Source organism: Bradyrhizobium sp. CCBAU 11386 (genome assembly GCF_028128955.1).
Lineage (GTDB): Bacteria > Pseudomonadota > Alphaproteobacteria > Rhizobiales > Xanthobacteraceae > Bradyrhizobium.
In genome coordinates this window covers 109,002-126,242 of the sequence record NZ_LBKA01000246.1, presented here as the reverse complement: position 1 = coordinate 126,242, position 17,241 = coordinate 109,002, and the positions used below count along the sequence as shown (strand labels likewise).

Annotated in this window: 15 protein-coding genes and 1 pseudogene; 13 read left to right on the top strand and 3 right to left on the bottom strand. The window is 65.1% G+C overall.

Features of this window, described 5'->3' with window-relative positions; genetic code table 11:
• Window positions 1–19: 19 nt before the first annotated feature.
• From XI09_RS30095 to XI09_RS30075, 5 genes are read left to right on the top strand one after another with little or no spacing between them, the layout of a single operon-like run.
• Window positions 20–1,054, top strand: a complete 1,035-nt coding sequence (locus XI09_RS30095; protein ID WP_271570068.1) for an extracellular solute-binding protein — start codon at window positions 20–22, stop codon at window positions 1,052–1,054.
• The gene (locus XI09_RS30090) at window positions 1,051–2,130 is read left to right on the top strand and encodes an ABC transporter ATP-binding protein (protein WP_271570067.1); all 1,080 of its coding nucleotides are present in this window, start codon (window positions 1,051–1,053) and stop codon (window positions 2,128–2,130) included. Before XI09_RS30095 ends, XI09_RS30090 begins: the two co-directional genes overlap by 4 nt.
• Complete coding sequence (locus tag XI09_RS30085; RefSeq protein WP_271570066.1) at window positions 2,127–2,990, top strand: ABC transporter permease; 864 nt, start codon at window positions 2,127–2,129, stop codon at window positions 2,988–2,990. Before XI09_RS30090 ends, XI09_RS30085 begins: the two co-directional genes overlap by 4 nt.
• A complete protein-coding gene (locus XI09_RS30080) occupies window positions 2,987–3,787 on the top strand; it encodes an ABC transporter permease (RefSeq protein ID WP_271570065.1) in 801 nt (266 codons plus the stop codon). The genes XI09_RS30085 and XI09_RS30080 overlap by 4 nt, the downstream gene beginning before the upstream one ends.
• 3 nt (window positions 3,788–3,790) lie before the next feature.
• On the top strand, window positions 3,791–4,702 hold the full coding sequence (locus XI09_RS30075; RefSeq protein ID WP_271570064.1) for a polysaccharide deacetylase family protein: 912 nt from the start codon (window positions 3,791–3,793) through the stop codon (window positions 4,700–4,702).
• Between the two features lie 169 nt (window positions 4,703–4,871).
• Here the strand turns inward: XI09_RS30075 and XI09_RS30070 are convergent, their stop codons facing one another.
• Complete coding sequence (locus XI09_RS30070; protein WP_271570063.1) at window positions 4,872–6,665, bottom strand: potassium/proton antiporter; 1,794 nt, start codon at window positions 6,663–6,665, stop codon at window positions 4,872–4,874.
• Window positions 6,666–6,880: 215 nt separating this feature from the next.
• On the opposite strand from XI09_RS30070, the gene XI09_RS30065 reads away from it, so the two are divergent.
• The 3 genes from XI09_RS30065 to XI09_RS30055 all read left to right on the top strand — a co-directional run bounded on the left by XI09_RS30065 (window position 6,881) and on the right by XI09_RS30055 (window position 10,874).
• Window positions 6,881–8,197: a mechanosensitive ion channel family protein gene (locus XI09_RS30065; RefSeq protein ID WP_271570062.1), complete on the top strand. Its 1,317-nt coding sequence runs from the start codon at window positions 6,881–6,883 to the stop codon at window positions 8,195–8,197.
• Between the two features lie 114 nt (window positions 8,198–8,311).
• Window positions 8,312–9,130: a type I methionyl aminopeptidase gene (gene map, locus XI09_RS30060; protein ID WP_271570061.1), complete on the top strand. Its 819-nt coding sequence runs from the start codon at window positions 8,312–8,314 to the stop codon at window positions 9,128–9,130.
• A gap of 106 nt (window positions 9,131–9,236) precedes the next feature.
• Window positions 9,237–10,874 carry an ATP-binding protein gene (locus XI09_RS30055; protein WP_271570060.1) on the top strand — a complete coding sequence of 546 codons (1,638 nt, stop codon included), beginning with the start codon at window positions 9,237–9,239 and terminating at the stop codon, window positions 10,872–10,874.
• 48 nt (window positions 10,875–10,922) lie between these two features.
• Here XI09_RS30055 and XI09_RS30050 read toward each other — a convergent pair whose 3' ends face one another.
• Entirely contained in the window at window positions 10,923–11,519 is a 597-nt protein-coding gene (locus tag XI09_RS30050; RefSeq protein WP_092187133.1) for a bifunctional transcriptional activator/DNA repair enzyme AdaA, read from the bottom strand.
• A gap of 131 nt (window positions 11,520–11,650) precedes the next feature.
• Here XI09_RS30050 and XI09_RS30045 point away from each other — a divergent pair, with 131 nt between their 5' ends.
• The 3 genes from XI09_RS30045 to radC all read left to right on the top strand — a co-directional run bounded on the left by XI09_RS30045 (window position 11,651) and on the right by radC (window position 14,304).
• Window positions 11,651–12,592, top strand: a complete 942-nt coding sequence (locus XI09_RS30045; RefSeq protein WP_271570059.1) for a DMT family transporter — start codon at window positions 11,651–11,653, stop codon at window positions 12,590–12,592.
• Between the two features lie 79 nt (window positions 12,593–12,671).
• The gene (locus tag XI09_RS30040) at window positions 12,672–13,520 is read left to right on the top strand and encodes an intradiol ring-cleavage dioxygenase (protein ID WP_271570058.1); all 849 of its coding nucleotides are present in this window, start codon (window positions 12,672–12,674) and stop codon (window positions 13,518–13,520) included.
• 55 nt (window positions 13,521–13,575) lie between these two features.
• Window positions 13,576–14,304: a RadC family protein gene (gene radC, locus XI09_RS30035; protein ID WP_271570057.1), complete on the top strand. Its 729-nt coding sequence runs from the start codon at window positions 13,576–13,578 to the stop codon at window positions 14,302–14,304.
• Between the two features lie 144 nt (window positions 14,305–14,448).
• Here the strand turns inward: radC and XI09_RS30030 are convergent, their stop codons facing one another.
• Window positions 14,449–15,162 carry a DUF1326 domain-containing protein gene (locus XI09_RS30030; RefSeq protein ID WP_271570056.1) on the bottom strand — a complete coding sequence of 238 codons (714 nt, stop codon included), beginning with the start codon at window positions 15,160–15,162 and terminating at the stop codon, window positions 14,449–14,451.
• Between the two features lie 399 nt (window positions 15,163–15,561).
• Here XI09_RS30030 and XI09_RS30025 point away from each other — a divergent pair.
• Both XI09_RS30025 and XI09_RS30020 read left to right on the top strand, forming a co-directional pair.
• Window positions 15,562–15,726: pseudogene (locus tag XI09_RS30025) on the top strand (JAB domain-containing protein); the annotation flags it as partial.
• A 364-nt stretch (window positions 15,727–16,090) separates the two neighbouring features.
• Complete coding sequence (locus tag XI09_RS30020) at window positions 16,091–17,203, top strand: ABC transporter substrate-binding protein (RefSeq protein WP_271570055.1); 1,113 nt, start codon at window positions 16,091–16,093, stop codon at window positions 17,201–17,203.
• Window positions 17,204–17,241: the final 38 nt, after the last annotated feature.

The following is a 17,241-nucleotide window of genomic DNA, read 5'->3' as shown; positions in this document are numbered from 1 at the left end:
CAACAAACGGGACATGCCCATGCACACCCCCTCCCGACGCAGCGTTTTGAAGTCCGGCGCGGCCCTCGCCGCGGTTCTGGCGGCCCCGGCGCGGCTGCGCGCCGCGCCCAAGGAGATCGTCATCGGCGGCCCCGCGGGCGCCGCGAAATATTTCAACGCCGATCTGTTTCCGGTGCTGGAGAAGAAGCTCGACTGCAAGGTGCTCTACGAAGGCACCAACTCGCTGACCAATCTCCAGAAGATGCAGGCCGACAAGGCCGCGCCAAAGATCTCGGTCGTCATCATGGACGATCCGGTGATGCTGCCCGCGGCATCCGAAGGGCTGATCACCAAGATGTCGGCCTCGTCGATTCAAAACCTCGGCAAGCTCGTGGACGGCTCGGTGCACCAGGACGGCATGTGGGCGAACTACCAGCGGCCCTGGGCCGGCATCGCCTATTCGACCAAGCGGATGAAGACGGCACCAAGCAAGTGGTCGGACCTGTGGGACGCGAAATATGCCTCGCGGGTGATCGTGCCGTCGCTCTCCAACACTGAAGGATTCTGGACACTGCTGGCGGCTGCCCATCTCGAAACCGGCAAGCCCTACAAGGAGGCACAGTACGAGATCGAGGCCGCCTTCAAGAAGGTGAAGGAGCTGAAGGCGAACCTGCTGAACGTCTATACCAACGCGCCGCAGGCCATCAATCTGATGGAGCAGGGCGAGGCCTGGATGATCGGCGGCCAGTTCTCCGCCTACACGCTGATCCGCAAGGCCGAGGGCTCGCCGGTCGATCTCGCCGTGCCGCAGGACGGCGGTTTTGCGATGCCCTCAGGCATCGCGAAGGTGGCTGGCGCACCTGGCGGCGATCTTGCCGACGCCGTGATCGACTTCTTCCTGAGCCCGGAGGCGCAGACCATCCTCGCCGACAAGGCCTTCGTCGCACCGACCAACAAGGGCACGCCGACGCCGGCGGGCTTCCCCGATCCCGCCTCGCTGTTCGCGCCGGACTGGGCGTTCGTCGCCAAGAACCGCGCCGGCTGGGTCGACCGCTGGAGCAAGGAGATGACATGAGCGAAGCCGCGCCGCATCTCGCCGTCCGCAGCGTCTCCAAGCGATACGGGCCGACGACGGTCCTCGACCATATCGACCTGACCATCCGCCGCGGCGAGCTGGTAACGCTGCTCGGCCCATCCGGCTGCGGCAAGACTACGCTGCTCCGCGCCATCGCGGGGCTGGCACAACCCGATGCCGGCAAGGTCGAGCTCGCCGGGCGCGACATCACCCACGTGCCGCCGCACAAGCGCAATGTCGGCATCGTGTTCCAGAGCTACGCGCTGTTTCCGCATCTCACCGTCGCGGGCAATGTCGCATTCGGGCTGAAGGTGCGCGGCGCGGCCAGGCGCGAGATCGACGCGGCGGTCGAGCGCGCGCTGTCGCTGGTCAAGCTCGGCCATCTCGCCGGCCGGCGGATCTCGGCGCTGTCAGGGGGCCAGCAACAGCGGGTGGCGCTGGCGCGCGCGATCGCGGTCGAGCCTGACGTGCTGCTGTTCGACGAGGCGCTCTCCGCGCTCGATCGCAAGCTGCGCGAGGAGATGCAGGTCGAGCTGCGCCGCCTGCTCCAGGACGTGAAAGCGACCGCGATCTTCGTGACGCATGACCAGGACGAGGCGCTGACCATGTCCGACCGCGTCGCAGTCATGAACAAGGGGCGCATCGAGCAGCTCGCCGAGCCGCGCGAACTTTATTTGCGCCCCGCGAGCCTGTTCGCGCTCAACTTCGTCGGGCTGTCGACGAGGATTTCCGGCACCGTGCTGGCGGCTGACAACGGCAAGGTCGATGTCGAGACCAAGGTCGGCCGCCTGTCGGCGCTCGGCAATTTCCAGGCGGGCTCCCCCGTGATCGTCGCGGCGCGTCCCGAACAGCTTCGCCTGGGCGAACAGGGCGAGGCCAATTCCGCGGCCGGCCGCGTTCGCTCGGTGGTGTTCCAGGGCTCGCGCACATTGGTCGAGGTCGATGCCGGCGCCGGCGAGAGCCTGCTCGCCGAACTCTCGGGACGCGACGGCGCGATCCCGCGCGTGCATGACGAGATCCGCCTGAGCTGGCCTGTGACCGAGACCTTTGCGTTTCCGATGGAGGCACAGGCATGACCGAAGCCGCCCTTCCCGCGCCTGTCGCGGCGCCCGCGGTCGATCGCGAGCGGCTCACCGCAATCGGCTTCGTGCTGCCGTCCTTCGTCATCATCGCCGGCGTGTTCGCGCTGCCGCTGGTGCTCCTGCTCGGCGTCAGCGCCATCGACGCCAACGGATTGACGTTGGCCAACTACAGGCGCCTGCTCGGCACGCCCTATTATCTCGGGGTGATCTGGAATTCGCTGCGGCTGGGGCTGCTGACGACCATCATCGCCTTCCTGATCAGCTATCCCGCCGCCTTCGCGCTGGCGCGGGCCCGCGGGCCTTTACGCTCCGTGCTGCTGGCGACGCTGTTCCTGCCGCTCGCGGCCAGCGTCATCGTCAAGGCCTTTGCCTGGACGATCCTGCTGCGCAGCGACGGCATCGTCAACGAGACGCTGATCGCGCTCGGCATCATCGAAGATCCGATCCGGATGATCTTCACCGAGACCGCGCTGATCGTCGGCGCCGTGAACATCTTCCTGCCCTTCATGATCCTGCCGATCTACGCGATCGTAGCCCAGCTCGATCCGCGCTATGCGGAAGCGGCCTCCACGCTCGGCGCCTCGCCGATCGTGACCTTCTTTCACGTCATCCTGCCGCTGACGCTGCCGGGCATCATCGCCGGCGTTGCGCTTGTGTTCTCGCTGTCGGTCTCCGCCTATGTGGTGCCGACGCTGCTGATCGGGGAAAAATACCCGACGCTCGCGACCACGATCGCAAAGGCCTATCTGCTGGCACGTGAGCCCCGCTTCGGCGCCGCAGCCGGCGTCGTCCTGCTGGGAATCGCGATTGCCGTCGTCGCGCTGAGCGCGCGCCTGTCGCGGGAGCCGAAATGATGATTCGGGCTGCAATCATCGTCTGCTGGGTCATGGCCATCGGCCTCGCGCTGTTCCTGATCGTACCGCTGCTGGTGATCGCGGCCGCGAGCTTCTCGCCGACGCCGGTGTTCGACCTGCCGCTGACCGGCGCATCGACGCGCTGGTATGGCCGGATCGGACGGCTCGACGGCTTCTGGCCGTCGCTGCTCCTCTCGCTTCAGATCGCGCTGCTGTCGACCGCGATCTCGCTGATCTCAGGCACGCTCGCGGCGATTGCCATCGCGCGCGGAAAGCTGCCGGGCGCGGGCATCTTTGCGACCGCGCTGGTGTCGCCGCTGATGATGCCGGGCCTCGTGCTCGGCATCGCGCTGTTGCAGGGCTTTCGCGCGGTCGGCTTCACTGCGCCCGGGGCCACGCTGCTGGTCGCGCATCTCGTGATCACGCTGCCCTACGTCGCCCGCACGATGATCGCGGGACTTGCGCGGTTCGACTTCACCCTGATCGAGGCGGCGCGCACGCTCGGCTGCACCTATCCCGGCAGCGTGCTGCGCGTGATGGTGCCGGCGCTGGCGCCGTCGTACCTGATCGCGGGGATCTTCTCGTTCCTGGCCTCGTTCGACAATTATCCGGTCTCGATCTTCCTCGCCGACGTCCGGACCAAGACGCTGCCGATCCGGATGCTGCAATATATCGAGGAGGCGCCCGACCCGACGCTCGCAGCGCTCTCCACCCTCATCCTGACGGGCACGGTGATCCTGCTGTTCGTCAGCGACCGCGTCGTCGGCCTGCATCGCATGGCCGGAACCTCGGACTGATCCATGAGCGAACCCAGGCAAACCACCTCTCACCGCGACTTCGCCGGCTATCGCGGCAAGCCGCCGAATCCGCGCTGGCCGAACGGCGCGCGCGTCGCGGTGTCGCTGGTGGTGAATTTCGAGGAGGGCTCGGAGTTCTCCGTCAACGACGGCGATGCGAACAATGAGGCGATCTACGAGGTCGTGCACCGGCTCGACGGGCCGGATTCCTGCATCGACAGCCATTTCGAATACGGCACGCGCGCCGCGTGGTGGCGCATCATGGACCTGTTCGACGCGCACGGCGTCAAGGTGACGGTGAGCTCCTGCGGCCGCGCGGTCGATCGCTCGCCGGAGCTGGCGCGCGACGCGATTGCCCGAGGACACGAGGTGTCTGCGCATGGCTGGCGCTGGCAGAGCCATGCCGATATGGACGAAGCCAGCGAGCGCGAGGTCATCGCGAACACGGTGGCGGCAATCGAGCGCGTCACCGGACAGCGCCCGGTCGGCTGGCACACGCGCTCGGCGACCTCGCCGAACACGCGGCGCCTGCTGGTCGAGCACGGCGGCTTTCTCTACGACAGCGACGCCTATAATGACGACCTGCCTTATTACCGGGACGTTGCCGGCAAGCAGCATCTGGTGCTGCCCTATGCCTTCGACACCAACGACATGCAGTATTACAACGCCTCGCGCTTCAACGGCGCCGACTTTGCCGACTACGTCATCGACGCGTTCGAATGGCTGAAGCGCGAGGGCGAGACGTCGCCGAAGATGATGTCGGTCGGATTGCATCTGCGCATGATCGGCCGGCCCGGCCGGATCGGTGCGCTGGAGCGGATCCTGGCGCATATCACGGCAGGCGGCGCCGCGTGGATCGCACCGCGCGCGGCAATTGCGCGGCATTGGATGACGGTGGTGCCGGCGGGGGGGTGAGTCGCACCGGCCTTCGCCACATAGAAGGTGTCATGCCCCGCGAAGGCGGGGCATCCAGTACGCCGCGGCTTCTCGGCTTAGTCATTACAGCCTCTGGAATACTGGATCGCCCGCCTTCGCGGGCGATGACAGCGGAATTGAGGAGACGGCCCCCAACTCTCGCGAACCCCTAAACCCCCGCCACCGAGGTCCATAGCTCCGCCAGCTTGCGCCGCAACGCCTGCGCGCGCGTCAATGGCGCGGGGGTTTCCTCGTCTTCCGGCAGACGCAGGCCCACGACATTGACGCGGCCGCCGGAGATGCTGCGTGCGACCAGCACGATCTCGTCCAGCGCAAGCTCGGCGCCCTCTTTCGGCGCGCGGTCGAGATGAACGTCGAAATAGTCGGCGAGCGTCAGCTTGCCTTCGTCCTCGCTCACCTTCACGCCGTAGATCTCGGCGAGCTCGGCCAGCGTGTGCTCGCCGGAGACCATGAAGTCGCCGAGCAGATGCGGGTCCGGCGCGGTGCTCGGCTGCATGTCGACGAAGAAGCGGTCGAGCGACTCGGCCTTTTCCGGCGGCGCCAGCAGATAGATGTAGTCGCCGGGCGCGATCGGATCGGCCTCCGTCGGCGTCAAGATGTTCTCGTTGCGGATCACCAGCGTCGGCTTCGACCAGGACGGGATCAGGCCGCGGCGGAAGTACAGGCTCTTGGGTCGCACCGAATAGCCGACGAGCTGCTGCTCGAGCTGGCCGGGCAGATCCAGTTCGACACGCCGCGGGCCGCGCTCGGCGCGCGGCAGCGCGACGTGCAGCTTGCGCGCGGCCGGCGCCAGGGTCCAGCCTTGCAGCAGCAGCGAGATGATGACGACGACGAAGGCGACGTCGAAATAGAGATAGGCCTTGGACAGGCCGACCAGCATCGGGATCGACGCCAGGAAGATCGCGACCGCACCGCGCAGGCCGGTCCAGGCGATGAAGATCCTTTCACGCCAGTTGAAGCGGAACGGCGCCAGGCACACGAACACCGCGAGCGGCCGCGCGACCAGCATCAGGACGAGCGCGACGGCGACAGCGGGCAGCACGCTGGCGCCGAGCCGGCTCGGCGAGACCAAGAGACCGAGCAGCACGAACATCACGATCTGCGCCAGCCAGGTCGCGGCATCGAGGAAGGTCACCACCGAATTATGCGCGCGGGTCGGGCGATTGCCGATGATGATGCCGGCGAGATAAACCGCGAGGAAGCCCGAGGCGTGCATGATCTGCGACCCGCCGAAGATCACGAGCGCGGCGGTGGTGACGAACGGCGCATGCAGGCCCTGCGGCAGCGCCACCTGGTTGAGCGCGATGACGACGAGACGTCCGCCGAAGAAACCGACGACGGCGCCCAGCACCGCCTCCTGCAGGAACTCCAACAGCACGTGTCCCGCCGAGCTCGATCCCAGCGAGATGTATTCGACCAGCATCAGGGTGAGGAAGATCGCGAAGGGATCGTTGGTGCCGGACTCCGCCTCCAGCGTCGCACCGACGCGCGGGCGCAGGCGCAGGCCCTGGGTGTGGACCAGCAGGAACACCGCGGCCGCGTCGGTCGAGGCCACCACGGCGCCGACCAGCAGCGACTCGGTCCAGTTGAGGTCGAGCGCGTATTTGGCGAACGGCGCCGTGATCAGCGCGGTCAAGAGCACGCCGACGGTTGCCAGCACCACGGACGGCGCAAGCACGGTGCGGATGCTGGCAAAGCGCGTCCGCAGGCCGCCGTCGAACAGGATCAAGGCGAGCGCCACCGACCCGACCAGATAGGTGGTGCGGACGTCGTCGAACTGGAGCTGCCCGGGCCCGGAATCGCCGGCGAGCATGCCGATCACGAGGAAGACGAGCAGCAAGGGCGCGCCGAAGCGCAGTGCAAGCAGGCTCGACAGGATACCCGCCATCACCAGGACGGCGCCGAGCAATATGGCGAGGCTGACAGAGTCGAGAGAGGCCATCCACCTTCCGGGTAAAAGTCGCTGGATTTGCATCCTTATCGTCGCTGTAGCGGCGCGCCAACCCATTTTCTCCCGCTCGCGGCAATCTGCCCGCATTTTGCGGCCTTAACGCACTTCACTTAGCGGTGTATCGATGGTCCCGCCGCGCCCTTTGTGGGATTCTGCGGCGCCCTCGAATCAAATCCTCCCGCCCGCTTCCCGACGAGACCGACCCGATGGACATGGACCTCAAGGACTTCATGGAGTTCGTGCAGACCACCGCGCGCAGCGTCGGGGCGGAAGTCTCCTCACCCTGGTTCTATCTGCAATTCGGCCTCATTCTGGCCGCGGCCGGAATCGCCTATGCCGCGGAAGCCGGCATCCGCAACCGCGCCGACATGGCCTCGCTGGCGATGCGCTGGCCGCTGCCGCTCCGGCACTTCGTCCGGGTGATGGTCTCCAGCGCCTCGACGGCGGTGTTCACCCTGCTCGTGATCATCTCGCGCGTGGTGATGTACCACGCGACCTGGCCGAGCCGCAGCTATCTCCTGATGGTCGCCGCCAAGCTGGGCCTTGCCTGGCTCGCGATCCGGCTGGTGACCTCGGTGCTGCGCAACGCCTTCATCGTCAAGCTGGTGTCGATCACGGCGTGGTTCGTCGCAGCCCTCTCCATCCTCGGCCAGCTCGATGCGACGATCGAACTGCTCGATTCCTTTGCGATCGTGCTCGGCGGCCTGCGGCTGACCCCGCTGCTGGTGATCAAGGCCGGCGCGCTCCTGCTGATCGCGCTGTGGGCCACCAACATCGCCAGCAATTTCGCCGAGAGCCGGATCAATTCGACCACCGATCTGACGCCGTCGGTGCAGGTGCTGCTGGTCAAGATCATCCGCATCGGACTTCTGGCCATCGCAATCGTCATCGCGCTCGGCGCGGTCGGCATCGACCTCTCGGCGCTCGCGGTGTTCTCCGGCGCGGTCGGCGTCGGCATCGGTATCGGCCTGCAGAAGATCGTGGCCAATTTCATCTCGGGGATCATCCTGCTCGCCGACAAGTCGGTGAAGCCCGGCGATCTCGTCACCATCGGCGACAACACCGGGCGCATCAGCGCGATGAAGACGCGTTATATTTCCGTCGCCGCCGGCGACGGCCGCGAGTTCCTGGTCCCGAACGAGGATCTGGTGACGCAGAAGGTCGTCAACTGGACCTATACCGACAAGAATACGCTGGTGAAGATCGCGTTCGGCACCAATTACGATGCCGACCCCAGGCTGGTCTGCAAGCTCGCCATCGAGACGGCCATAGCCCATCCCCGCGCGCAGAAAGCCAAGCCGCCGAACTGCATCCTGACCGAGTTCGCGGAGGCCGGGATGAAGTTCTCGCTGACCCTCTGGCTGGCCGACCCCGACGGCATGGACAATGTCAAAAGCGACGTGATGCTGGCGCTGTGGGAGGCCTTCAAGCGCGAGGGCATCCGGGTTCCCTATCCCGTCCGCGAAATCCGCGTCCGCGGCGGCGCCCTGCCGGTGGAAACCACCGTAGAAGTCCCGAATTAGGCCCGCTTTCGGGCGCAAAATGCAGGCTCGGCTTGCATGAAGGCCCGCGATCATTAGATTAGGGCCTGAAATCAAGCCGTTCCACCGCATCGAGCCTGCAAAGACCCCACAAGCATGAGCTACGTCGAAGCCACCGATACCTCCCTGCGCAAGACCGGACAGATCAAGCTGCATGGGCCGAGCGCCTTTGCCGGCATGCGCAAGGCGGGCGCGCTGGTGGCGAAGTGCCTCGACGAGCTCACCGACATCGTCGCGCCGGGCGTGCCGACCTCGCGCATCGACGAATTCGTCCGCGACTTCGCCTTCAGCCATGGCGCCTACCCGGCGACGCTGATGTATCGCGGCTATCGCTACTCGACCTGCACCTCGCTCAACCACGTGGTCTGCCACGGCATGCCCGGCGACCGTCCGCTGAAGGAGGGCGACATCGTCAACATCGACGTCACCTTCATCGTCGACGGCTGGTATGGCGATTCCAGCCGGATGTATGCGGTCGGCCCGATCGCGCGCAAGGCCGAGCGGCTGATCGAGGTGACGTATGAAGCCATGATGCGCGGCATCGCGGCGGTGAAGCCCGGCGCCACCACCGGCGACATCGGCCACGCCATCCAGAGTTTCGTGGAGCCGCAGGGCATGAGCGTGGTTCGCGATTTCTGCGGCCATGGTCTCGGCCGCATGTTCCACGACGAGCCGAACATCATCCATATCGGCCGGCCCGGCGAGGGCGTTCAGCTCAAGCCCGGCATGTTCTTCACCATCGAGCCGATGATCAATCTCGGCAAGCCACATGTGAAGATCCTCTCCGACGGCTGGACCGCAGTGACCCGCGACCGTTCGCTCTCGGCGCAGTTCGAGCACTCGGTGGGCGTGACCGCGACCGGCGTCGAGATTTTTACGCTGTCGGAGCGGCACGGCGAGAAGCAGATCGGGTGATTGCCCGGCCGATCAGCGCGTGCACTCTGGAACACGCAAAAGTTGCCTGATAGGACATCGCCCGTGGCGGCGCCGAGCGTAACCAGCGCGCCCGGGGGCATCAGACATGTGGTTCAAGGTTGAGCAGGAACGCTCGTCGACGGGCCAAAAATATGCGGTTCGCTGCAACTCAGAGATCGCCGGCAAGCCGGTGGTCGAGGAACGGCTGGTCAAGGGCGTGACGGAGGCCCGCAAGACCGCCGAAATCCTTGCTTCGTCGCTCAACGTGACAGCGACCGTCTATGGTACCGACACCGACGGGGAATTCGTCTACGGCGTCTACGAGGTCAGCGAAGGTGCCGCTGTCGCCACGGACCCGCTCATCAAACGGCTTTACGCCGAATCCGCTGCTGCATCGTTGACTCTCAGAGACCAACTGCTCGCCGAGATACCGGAGGATACCATCAAGGGTTTCGCGACAATGTCGGCTGCCCTCGGCTACATCGTGGCCCAGCACAAGCAGATCAAACGCTCGGCAACGCCACAGCTCGGCTATTCAACCTTGTTCCGCATCTTCTGCGGCGGCAAGGATCCGAGTATTCTGTCGCTTCCCAGCGACGACGCCACGATCGCAATTCTGACCCGGAAGCTGACCGACCTTCCCGGATGGATGTGGCTAAGCGAGCTTCCCGGGCTCGGCTCTGCCGACAACAGCGCTGTCATGCCCGCCTGGCGCCCGAAAAAGGTCACACTCACGATCGACGACGAATTGCATGTGATACGTCCGCGCACCGTTTTTCGTGGCATTGTCCCGGAAACCGGCGCGCAGTTCATGCTCATCGTGCAGATGCCCGACCGGTCGTCTGGTAGCGTCGGATTGATCTATCGCGAGCAGGACGAGGCGGCCGTCGTCGCGCTGGTCCGCCAGTTGCTACGCGAATCGACGCCTTTCAAAGGCAGGGTGGTGCTGATCAACCGCGACCTGCGCACCGTCCGCTCGCGCATGTCGGATCGCTCCTGGAATGACATCGTTCCGCATGAACATGCCCGGCGCGAGCTCGACTTCATCGCCGCCTCGATCCGCAACCGCGACATGCTAAAGGCCGAGGGCCTCAGCATCCGGCGCGGACTGCTGCTGTCGGGCCCGCCCGGCGACGGAAAGTCGACGGCGATCGAGTGCTTCGTCAACGATATCGCCGGGGAGGCCACGATTCTGATTGTCGAAGCGGTCGAGCACATCCGTGCGGTCTACCATCTGGCGCAGACACTGGCCCCGGCCGTCGTCATCCTCGAAGACCTCGATCTCATGACCAAGAGCCGTCAAAATCCCTATGCGGGTACCAACAAGGACGACGTCACCGGAGAGTTGCTCCAAGTTCTGTCCGGCGGCTCCGCCTATGACGACATCATCACGATCGCCACGACGAACCATCCCGAGGCCATCGACGAAGCCCTCGCAAAGCGGGCCGGGCGTTTCGATGCGCATATCCGGATGGGCTACCCCAGCGACGAGGACAAGCTGCGTATTCTCGAACTCTATCTCGATCGCTTCGGCGTCAACGACGAACTGACGCGGCGCCGATTGCAGCAGACCTTGAGCCGCGATTTCGGTCGGCTGCACCTCGTTCCCGCTCATATCGAGGAATTCGTGAAGGCCGGCATCAAGCGGGCGCGCCTTGCCCGCCGCCCGCCCGAATATCTGGATTTCGAGCCCGGCATCGAGGCCACCAAATCGATCGCGACGCAGAAGCCGGCGACGGCCTGAGCGGGGACGGCACGGCGAGAAGCAGATCGGTTGATCCCGCCGCGCGTCCTATCGCCGGCGGCGGAATGACGACGGCGGCCGCCTGTAGGTTGCGGCAAAGGCATCGTTGAATCTGCGAACGCTGCCGAAGCCTGCCGCGAAGGCGATCTCCGCCAATGTCATGCTGGTCTGGTCGATCAGGCGCTTGGCTTCCTGCACGCGGCGGGTCGCCGCGATCTCGCTCGGGCTCGCGCCGGCGTGGCGCATGAAGAGACGAAGCAGATGGCGCGGCCCGACCCCAAGCGCCTCTGCAAGCTCCACCATGGACGCGCGATCCAGGAAACCGTCATTGATCAGGCGCATGCCGCGCGCAACGGTGGTGGCGGTTCCCATCCAGGCCGGCGACCCCGGCGCCGTTTCCGGACGACAACGCAGGCATGGGCGGAAGCCGGCACGCTCTGCGGCGGCGGCAGTCGGATAGAAGGTCACGTTCTCGGAGCGCGCGGGGCGAACCGGACAGACCGGCCGGCAATAGATCCGCGTCGAGCGGACGCCGGAGAAGAACAGGCCGTCGAACGCGCGCGCACGCGCGAGCCGCGCCCGGTCGCAGGTGTCCCAGTCGAGATGCGGTGGCAGCGTCTGCCGATGTGCCGAGCCTGTCGCCATGGCGGAAGGATAATGGCCGCGCGGTTCGCCGAGTAGCCGAAATCGGACTCGGTCGGGCGATGGGGTCCGAATTCAGCCAGCCTGCGCCGTCGCTCCGGACCATGGTGCCGCCACATCCCGGAGCACATCGCATGAGCACGCAGGCGCAACGAACGACGTCAGGACAAACCACTCTCGCATTCGAGATCGGGCTCCTGCTGCTTCTGGCGCTGATCTGGGGCAGCTCGTTCACGCTGATCAAGGTCGCGATCCCGACGATACCGCCCTTCACGATGGTCGCGGCGCGGGTGACGATCGCGGCCATTCTCCTGCTCCTGATCGCAGCCACGCAGGGACACACGCTTCCCCGTCGCACCTCGGTGTGGGCGGCCTTCGTCGTGCAAGGGCTGCTGCAAAGCGCGCTGCCGTTCACCCTGATCAGCTGGGGCGAGGCGCATATTGCGAGCGGTCTTGCCGGCGTGCTCAACGTGACCCCACCGATGTTCGTGCTCGCGATCGCGATGATGACCGGGCACGGACGGCAGAGCATCAGCGGCCGGAAGATCGTGGGCGTCGCTCTCGGCCTTGCCGGCGTTGCCGTGACCATGGGGGCCGACGCGCTCTCGGGGATCGGCACGACGGCGCCGCTGGCGCAAGCGGCCGTGCTGTGCGCGAGCCTCTGTTACGCGGTCGCGCCGATTTGGGGGCAGCGCTTCTCGGGCCTTCCCGCGATCGTCACGGCGGCCGGGGCCATGAGCTGCGCAGCCGTGCTGATGCTCCCCGCAGCCGCCATCCTCGAGCAACCATGGACGCTGGCGCCGACGGCGCAGGCGGTCGTCGCGGTGCTCGGCCTCGCGGTGGTCTGCACCGCGCTTGCCATGGTGATCTATTTCCGCCTGATCCGCACGCTTGGCCCGCTCGGCACGACGAGCGGGAGCTATTTGCGTGCAGGCTTTGCGGTGGCACTCGGCACCGCATGGCTCGGCGAGCGCTTCACCTGGTCGCTTCTTGCCGGAATGGCGCTCATCCTCGCCGGAACGGTTGCCGTCACGGCCCCCTCGCCCGTGCGACACAACGGGAAACAGGTCGGCTGAATATCGTCATCCGCACGGCCTGATCTTGCCATCCTGCCTGCCGATGACGATCTGTCGTCAATCAGACAGGAGAGATGGGGTGAGCACGTCGACGCGCCGCGGCTTTCTCGGATTTGTGTCAGTCAGCGCCGCGGGCCTGCTGCCGGGCCGCGTGGAGGCATCTCCTGCTGCAACAGACGGCGAGCCCGCCTGCATCCTGACGCCACAGGCAGAGGAAGGGCCGTTCTATTCCGATCCGAAACTCGTTCGATCCGACATCGCCGAGGGCAAGCCCGGCGTGCCGCTGTCGCTGAAGCTGCGCGTGATCGAGGCGGGTCCTTGCACCGCGATCAAGGGCGCGCGGGTCGACATCTGGCATTGCGACGCCAAGGGGCTCTATTCGGCCTTCCCCGGCCAGGGCGATGCCCACAACAACGATGCGACCAGCAAGACATTCCTGCGCGGCACGCAAATCACCGACGAGGCCGGCTGGGTCGTTTTCAACACCATCTATCCCGGCTGGTATGACGGGCGCACCACGCACATCCATTTCAAGGTGTTCCTCGACGACCGTACCGTGCTGACCGGGCAGACCTTCCTGCCCGACGCGCTGAACGAGTTCATCTACACCAACGTGCCCGACTACGGCGATCGCGTGCGGCAGCGCATGGTGATCAATGCCAACGACCACGTCATCGAACGCGCCGATCCCGAGCATCGCGCCTTCTGCGCGGTCAAGGAGGAGCGCGACCGCTACGTCGCGACGCTGACCCTCGGCGTCGACCGCCGCACGGATGCGACGGTCGGGCGCGCCGGGCCGCCGCCGCCGGGCATGCGCGGCGGACCTCCACCCGGCCCGCCGCCATCAGGCATGGGCAGGCCGATGTTCGGCCGCCCGATCCGGGATCGGCTGGCCGCGCTGGTGCCGGGGTTGAAGCCGCGCCGCTGACCGCACCGCAATTGCCGGTTGCAAAAGCGCGGGTCCCCGGCGATGCTGGCGTGCGATGCCCGCCAAGTCCAGCACCAGCCCCAACGCTCCGTCGAGGAAGCCCGAGCCAGAGTCGCCGCACTATCACGGCCATCGCGAGCGGTTGCGCGAGCGCTTCTACAGCGCCGGGGCGGATGCGCTCAGCGACTACGAGCTTTTGGAGATGGCGCTGTTTCCGGCGCTACCGCGGCGCGACACCAAGCCGCTGGCGAAGACGCTGATCAAGACGTTCGGCTCGTTCGCCGAGGTCGTGCACGCGCCGGTGGCGCGCTTGCGCGAGGTTGGCGGCATCGGCGAATCCGCGATCCACCAGCTCAAGCTGATCGCAGCAGCGGCGCATCGCGTCGCCAAGGGCGAGGTCAACAGCCGCAACGCGCTGTCGTCCTGGAACGAGGTGATCGACTATTGCCGCACCAGCATGGCCTTTGCCGACAAGGAGCAATTCCGCCTGCTCTTCCTCGACAAGCGCAACCAGCTGATCGCCGACGAGGTGCAGCAGACCGGCACCGTCGACCACACCCCGGTCTATCCGCGCGAGGTGATCAAGCGCGCGCTGGAATTGTCGGCGACCGCGCTGATCCTGGTCCACAACCACCCCTCCGGCGATCCCTCGCCGTCACAGGCCGACATCCAGATGACCAGGGCCATCATCGACATCGCCAAGCCGCTCGGCATCGCCGTGCACGACCACATCATCGTCGGCAAGAACGGGCATGCGAGCTTGAAGGGACTAAAGCTGATCTAGCGATGTCTTTGGAGCACAGCGGACCTTATCGCGGAAATTGTAGTCTCGACGCTTTTGACCCCATTACAGACTCTCGAGCGAGTGAGCCCGCTCACGTTCAAAGACGTATCCGCAGACATGCTTCCAGAACGGTAACGCCTGGCGTCATTCACGGGAACGCGCGGTCATGTGCCCAAGCCATGCCGTGAGCCTTGATCTTTCCCTGACAAAGCCATCCTGATTGAAGTGGTGAACACAAAAGTGCGCCCATGAATCTTCGAACGCCATTCCCATGTCACCCGTGACCGATGTGGTACCTAGCCCGATTTCTGCGTAGGTAAACTCGAAACTGCCACTAGGACGCGCCAGCGCAATGTGGAATGGTTGACCAGTAAACTCGTTGATCATCGGCCTGCCGCTACTCCGCATGACGCCGGGTATCTCTACTCTTGCGGTTCTGAGTTCCAAGTCCGCTTCGAGATCAATCGGTAGGAACAACGTCTCGCAAAATTCTGAGCATGTGGACGCGAATACGGCGAAAAGATTGCTCAATGGTTCGCATGCCTCGCCTGAGATGATCGTTTCAAGTGCGATCCGTTGAGCTTCATCCGCGCGCTCGTCGATAACGATCTGGCGCCGGCCGTTTCCGTCCTTGATTTCGCCGGGCCACTTGTACAGCGCCGCCCAGTTCAAGCCTGAGAGCGGCGTATCGTTGAAGTGGCCTTCAACGATGGTGCCGACGAAGACCGACTGACAATAGCCGTGGGTACTCGGCAAGTTAAACTGGCAACCACAATTCATAGCGCAATTGCAGTTATCATAAGTCTCGCTCTTGAATAGCCATTGATCAGCCAGCTCACTGCGTCCCTCGAAAGCCATGATGCTCAACTCCCGTTCGCCGGAGCGATGCTCTGGTTGATGTGGAAGAAGTTGTCCGGGTCATGGGTCGATTCCGAGCCTCCGGGCTGGAACCGGGGGGTGTTGTAGTGTTCACACCCCGTTCGCCCCAGAAGTTTAGCGGAGTTAACCTACGACTGAAACCGGGACCGGTTGCGGCCCATTGGCGCCCCCGGCGACAGCCGGTTCAGGACCGCTTACGAGACGGAAACAGACAATGCTCAGTGATCGACCGTGACGCCAAATATCGTGGCGGGCTCAATCGTGACCCACCAGGATGATCACGAACCGTCACCAATAACCGCCCCCAGTCCGCATCCCCTATGCTCGTTTGCAGAGTAAAATATGGCGCCAGATCAGCGTATTAGTTCGCATAGTCGCTTGCTGCACAATCATCCCAGCGGCGATCCGACGCCGTCGCAAGCCGACATCCAGATGACCAAGGCGATCGTCGAGATCGCCAAGCCGCTCGGAATCTCCGTGCACGACCACATCATCGTCGGCAAGAACGGGCATGCGAGCCTGAAGGGGATGCGGTTAATCTAAGCGAGCGATGTCTCCGCTTCCGGGCTGCCGCGATCGGTGGTGGCACCAACCGTGTCAGAACTTGTACGAGAATCCGCCGCCGACCTCGACGACCGTTAGGTGGTCGCTTGTGAGCGTGGTTGCGCCCGCGGGAGCGCCGTTGGACAATGGACAGTGCTTCGATTTGACCCGCGGTTTCGGTTGTTGTCCGGCCGCGCCATGTGTTAAAGTTCCCAAACTTGGGTGCGCCAACGGGCGGCCCGGGAGCTAGTTTCCGATAGCCGCCTCGGTTCGGATCGCGCCCTCACCAAAGGAGCGCGTCATGACATGCTGGCCCAGAGGGATTGCAGTCGCTGCGATTCTGGGGGTCGGCGCGAGTTCGCTCATGGACATCGCGGCTCGCGCCGAGCCAGGCGTGTTCGACGACCGGATCTTGTTCGGACAATCGGCGGCCTTCGAGGGGCCCGCGGCGGCGTTGGGTCTTGGCATGCGGGAAGGTATTCTCGCGTCCTTCAACGAAGCCAATTCCACCGGCGGAGTTAACGGTCGGAGGCTTGAGCTTGTCTCCTATGACGACGGCTACGAACCGGAAAAGGCGATTGCCAACACCAAGCGCCTGATCAATGAGAACGGGGTGTTCGCGCTCGTCGGCGAGGTGGGCACGCCCACTTCCAACGCGGCGCAGCCGATCACCACGGAAGCGGGGGCGCCGTTTATCGGGCCGTTCACAGGCGCTGCCTTCTTGCGCAACCCGGCGCTCGGCAACGTGATCAACATTCGCGGCTCGTATGAACAGGAGACGGAGGCCTGGATCGAGCATCTCACCACTGACCTCGGGGTGTCGCGGATCGCCATCCTGTACCAGGACGACACCTTCGGTCGCGCCGGGCTCTCGGGGGTTTCGAAGGCGATGGAAAAGCGTGGCATGAAGCTGGTCGCCGAAGGCACTTTCGAGCGCAACACGACCGCGGTGAAGACGGCGCTGCTGGCGATTCGCAAGGCGGGTCCCGAGGCCGTCGTCATGGTCGGTCCCTACAAACCGTGCGCGGAGTTCATCAAGCTGGCACACCGGCTCAAGCTGGACGCGGTCTTCGTCAACATCTCATTCGTCGGCGCCAACGCCCTCGCCAAGGAGCTCGGCGAGGACGGGAAGGGAGTGGTGGTGACTCAAGTTGTACCATTCCCCGGAGACATGAGCATCCCGCTCGTGGCCCGGTACCAAAAGGCGCTCAAGGCAGCGAATCCGGACGCGCAGATCGGCTTCGTCTCGCTCGAGGGATACATGGTCGGCCGATTGGTCATCGAAGCCTTGGGAAAGGTGAAAGGTCCGGTTACGCGGGCGGGGCTGCTTTCGACCATCAAAGAGGTCGGCACGTTCGATCTGGGCGGCATCACGCTGTCCTATGGCCCAGACGACAATCAGGGAATGGACCAGGTCTTCCTCACCGTGATCCGGGCAGACGGCAGCTTCAAGCCGGTTGACCGCCTGGAACGTTGAAGCGGCGGGCAGGCGCATCATCGCCGGGCAACGCGGAC

What these genes read in the sequence shown, in the direction of transcription:
- XI09_RS30095 (WP_271570068.1), top strand. Translation starts at nt 20, where the DNA reads ATGCACACCCCCTCCCGACGCAGCGTTTTGAAGTCCGGCGCGGCCCTC.
- XI09_RS30090 (WP_271570067.1), top strand. Translation starts at nt 1,051, where the DNA reads ATGAGCGAAGCCGCGCCGCATCTCGCCGTCCGCAGCGTCTCCAAGCGA.
- XI09_RS30085 (WP_271570066.1), top strand. Translation starts at nt 2,127, where the DNA reads ATGACCGAAGCCGCCCTTCCCGCGCCTGTCGCGGCGCCCGCGGTCGAT.
- XI09_RS30080 (WP_271570065.1), top strand. Translation starts at nt 2,987, where the DNA reads ATGATGATTCGGGCTGCAATCATCGTCTGCTGGGTCATGGCCATCGGC.
- XI09_RS30075 (WP_271570064.1), top strand. Translation starts at nt 3,791, where the DNA reads ATGAGCGAACCCAGGCAAACCACCTCTCACCGCGACTTCGCCGGCTAT.
- XI09_RS30070 (WP_271570063.1), bottom strand. Translation starts at nt 6,665, where the DNA reads ATGGCCTCTCTCGACTCTGTCAGCCTCGCCATATTGCTCGGCGCCGTC.
- XI09_RS30065 (WP_271570062.1), top strand. Translation starts at nt 6,881, where the DNA reads ATGGACATGGACCTCAAGGACTTCATGGAGTTCGTGCAGACCACCGCG.
- map (WP_271570061.1), top strand. Translation starts at nt 8,312, where the DNA reads ATGAGCTACGTCGAAGCCACCGATACCTCCCTGCGCAAGACCGGACAG.
- XI09_RS30055 (WP_271570060.1), top strand. Translation starts at nt 9,237, where the DNA reads ATGTGGTTCAAGGTTGAGCAGGAACGCTCGTCGACGGGCCAAAAATAT.
- XI09_RS30050 (WP_092187133.1), bottom strand. Translation starts at nt 11,519, where the DNA reads ATGGCGACAGGCTCGGCACATCGGCAGACGCTGCCACCGCATCTCGAC.
- XI09_RS30045 (WP_271570059.1), top strand. Translation starts at nt 11,651, where the DNA reads ATGAGCACGCAGGCGCAACGAACGACGTCAGGACAAACCACTCTCGCA.
- radC (WP_271570057.1), top strand. Translation starts at nt 13,576, where the DNA reads ATGCCCGCCAAGTCCAGCACCAGCCCCAACGCTCCGTCGAGGAAGCCC.
- XI09_RS30030 (WP_271570056.1), bottom strand. Translation starts at nt 15,162, where the DNA reads ATGGCTTTCGAGGGACGCAGTGAGCTGGCTGATCAATGGCTATTCAAG.
- XI09_RS30020 (WP_271570055.1), top strand. Translation starts at nt 16,091, where the DNA reads ATGGACATCGCGGCTCGCGCCGAGCCAGGCGTGTTCGACGACCGGATC.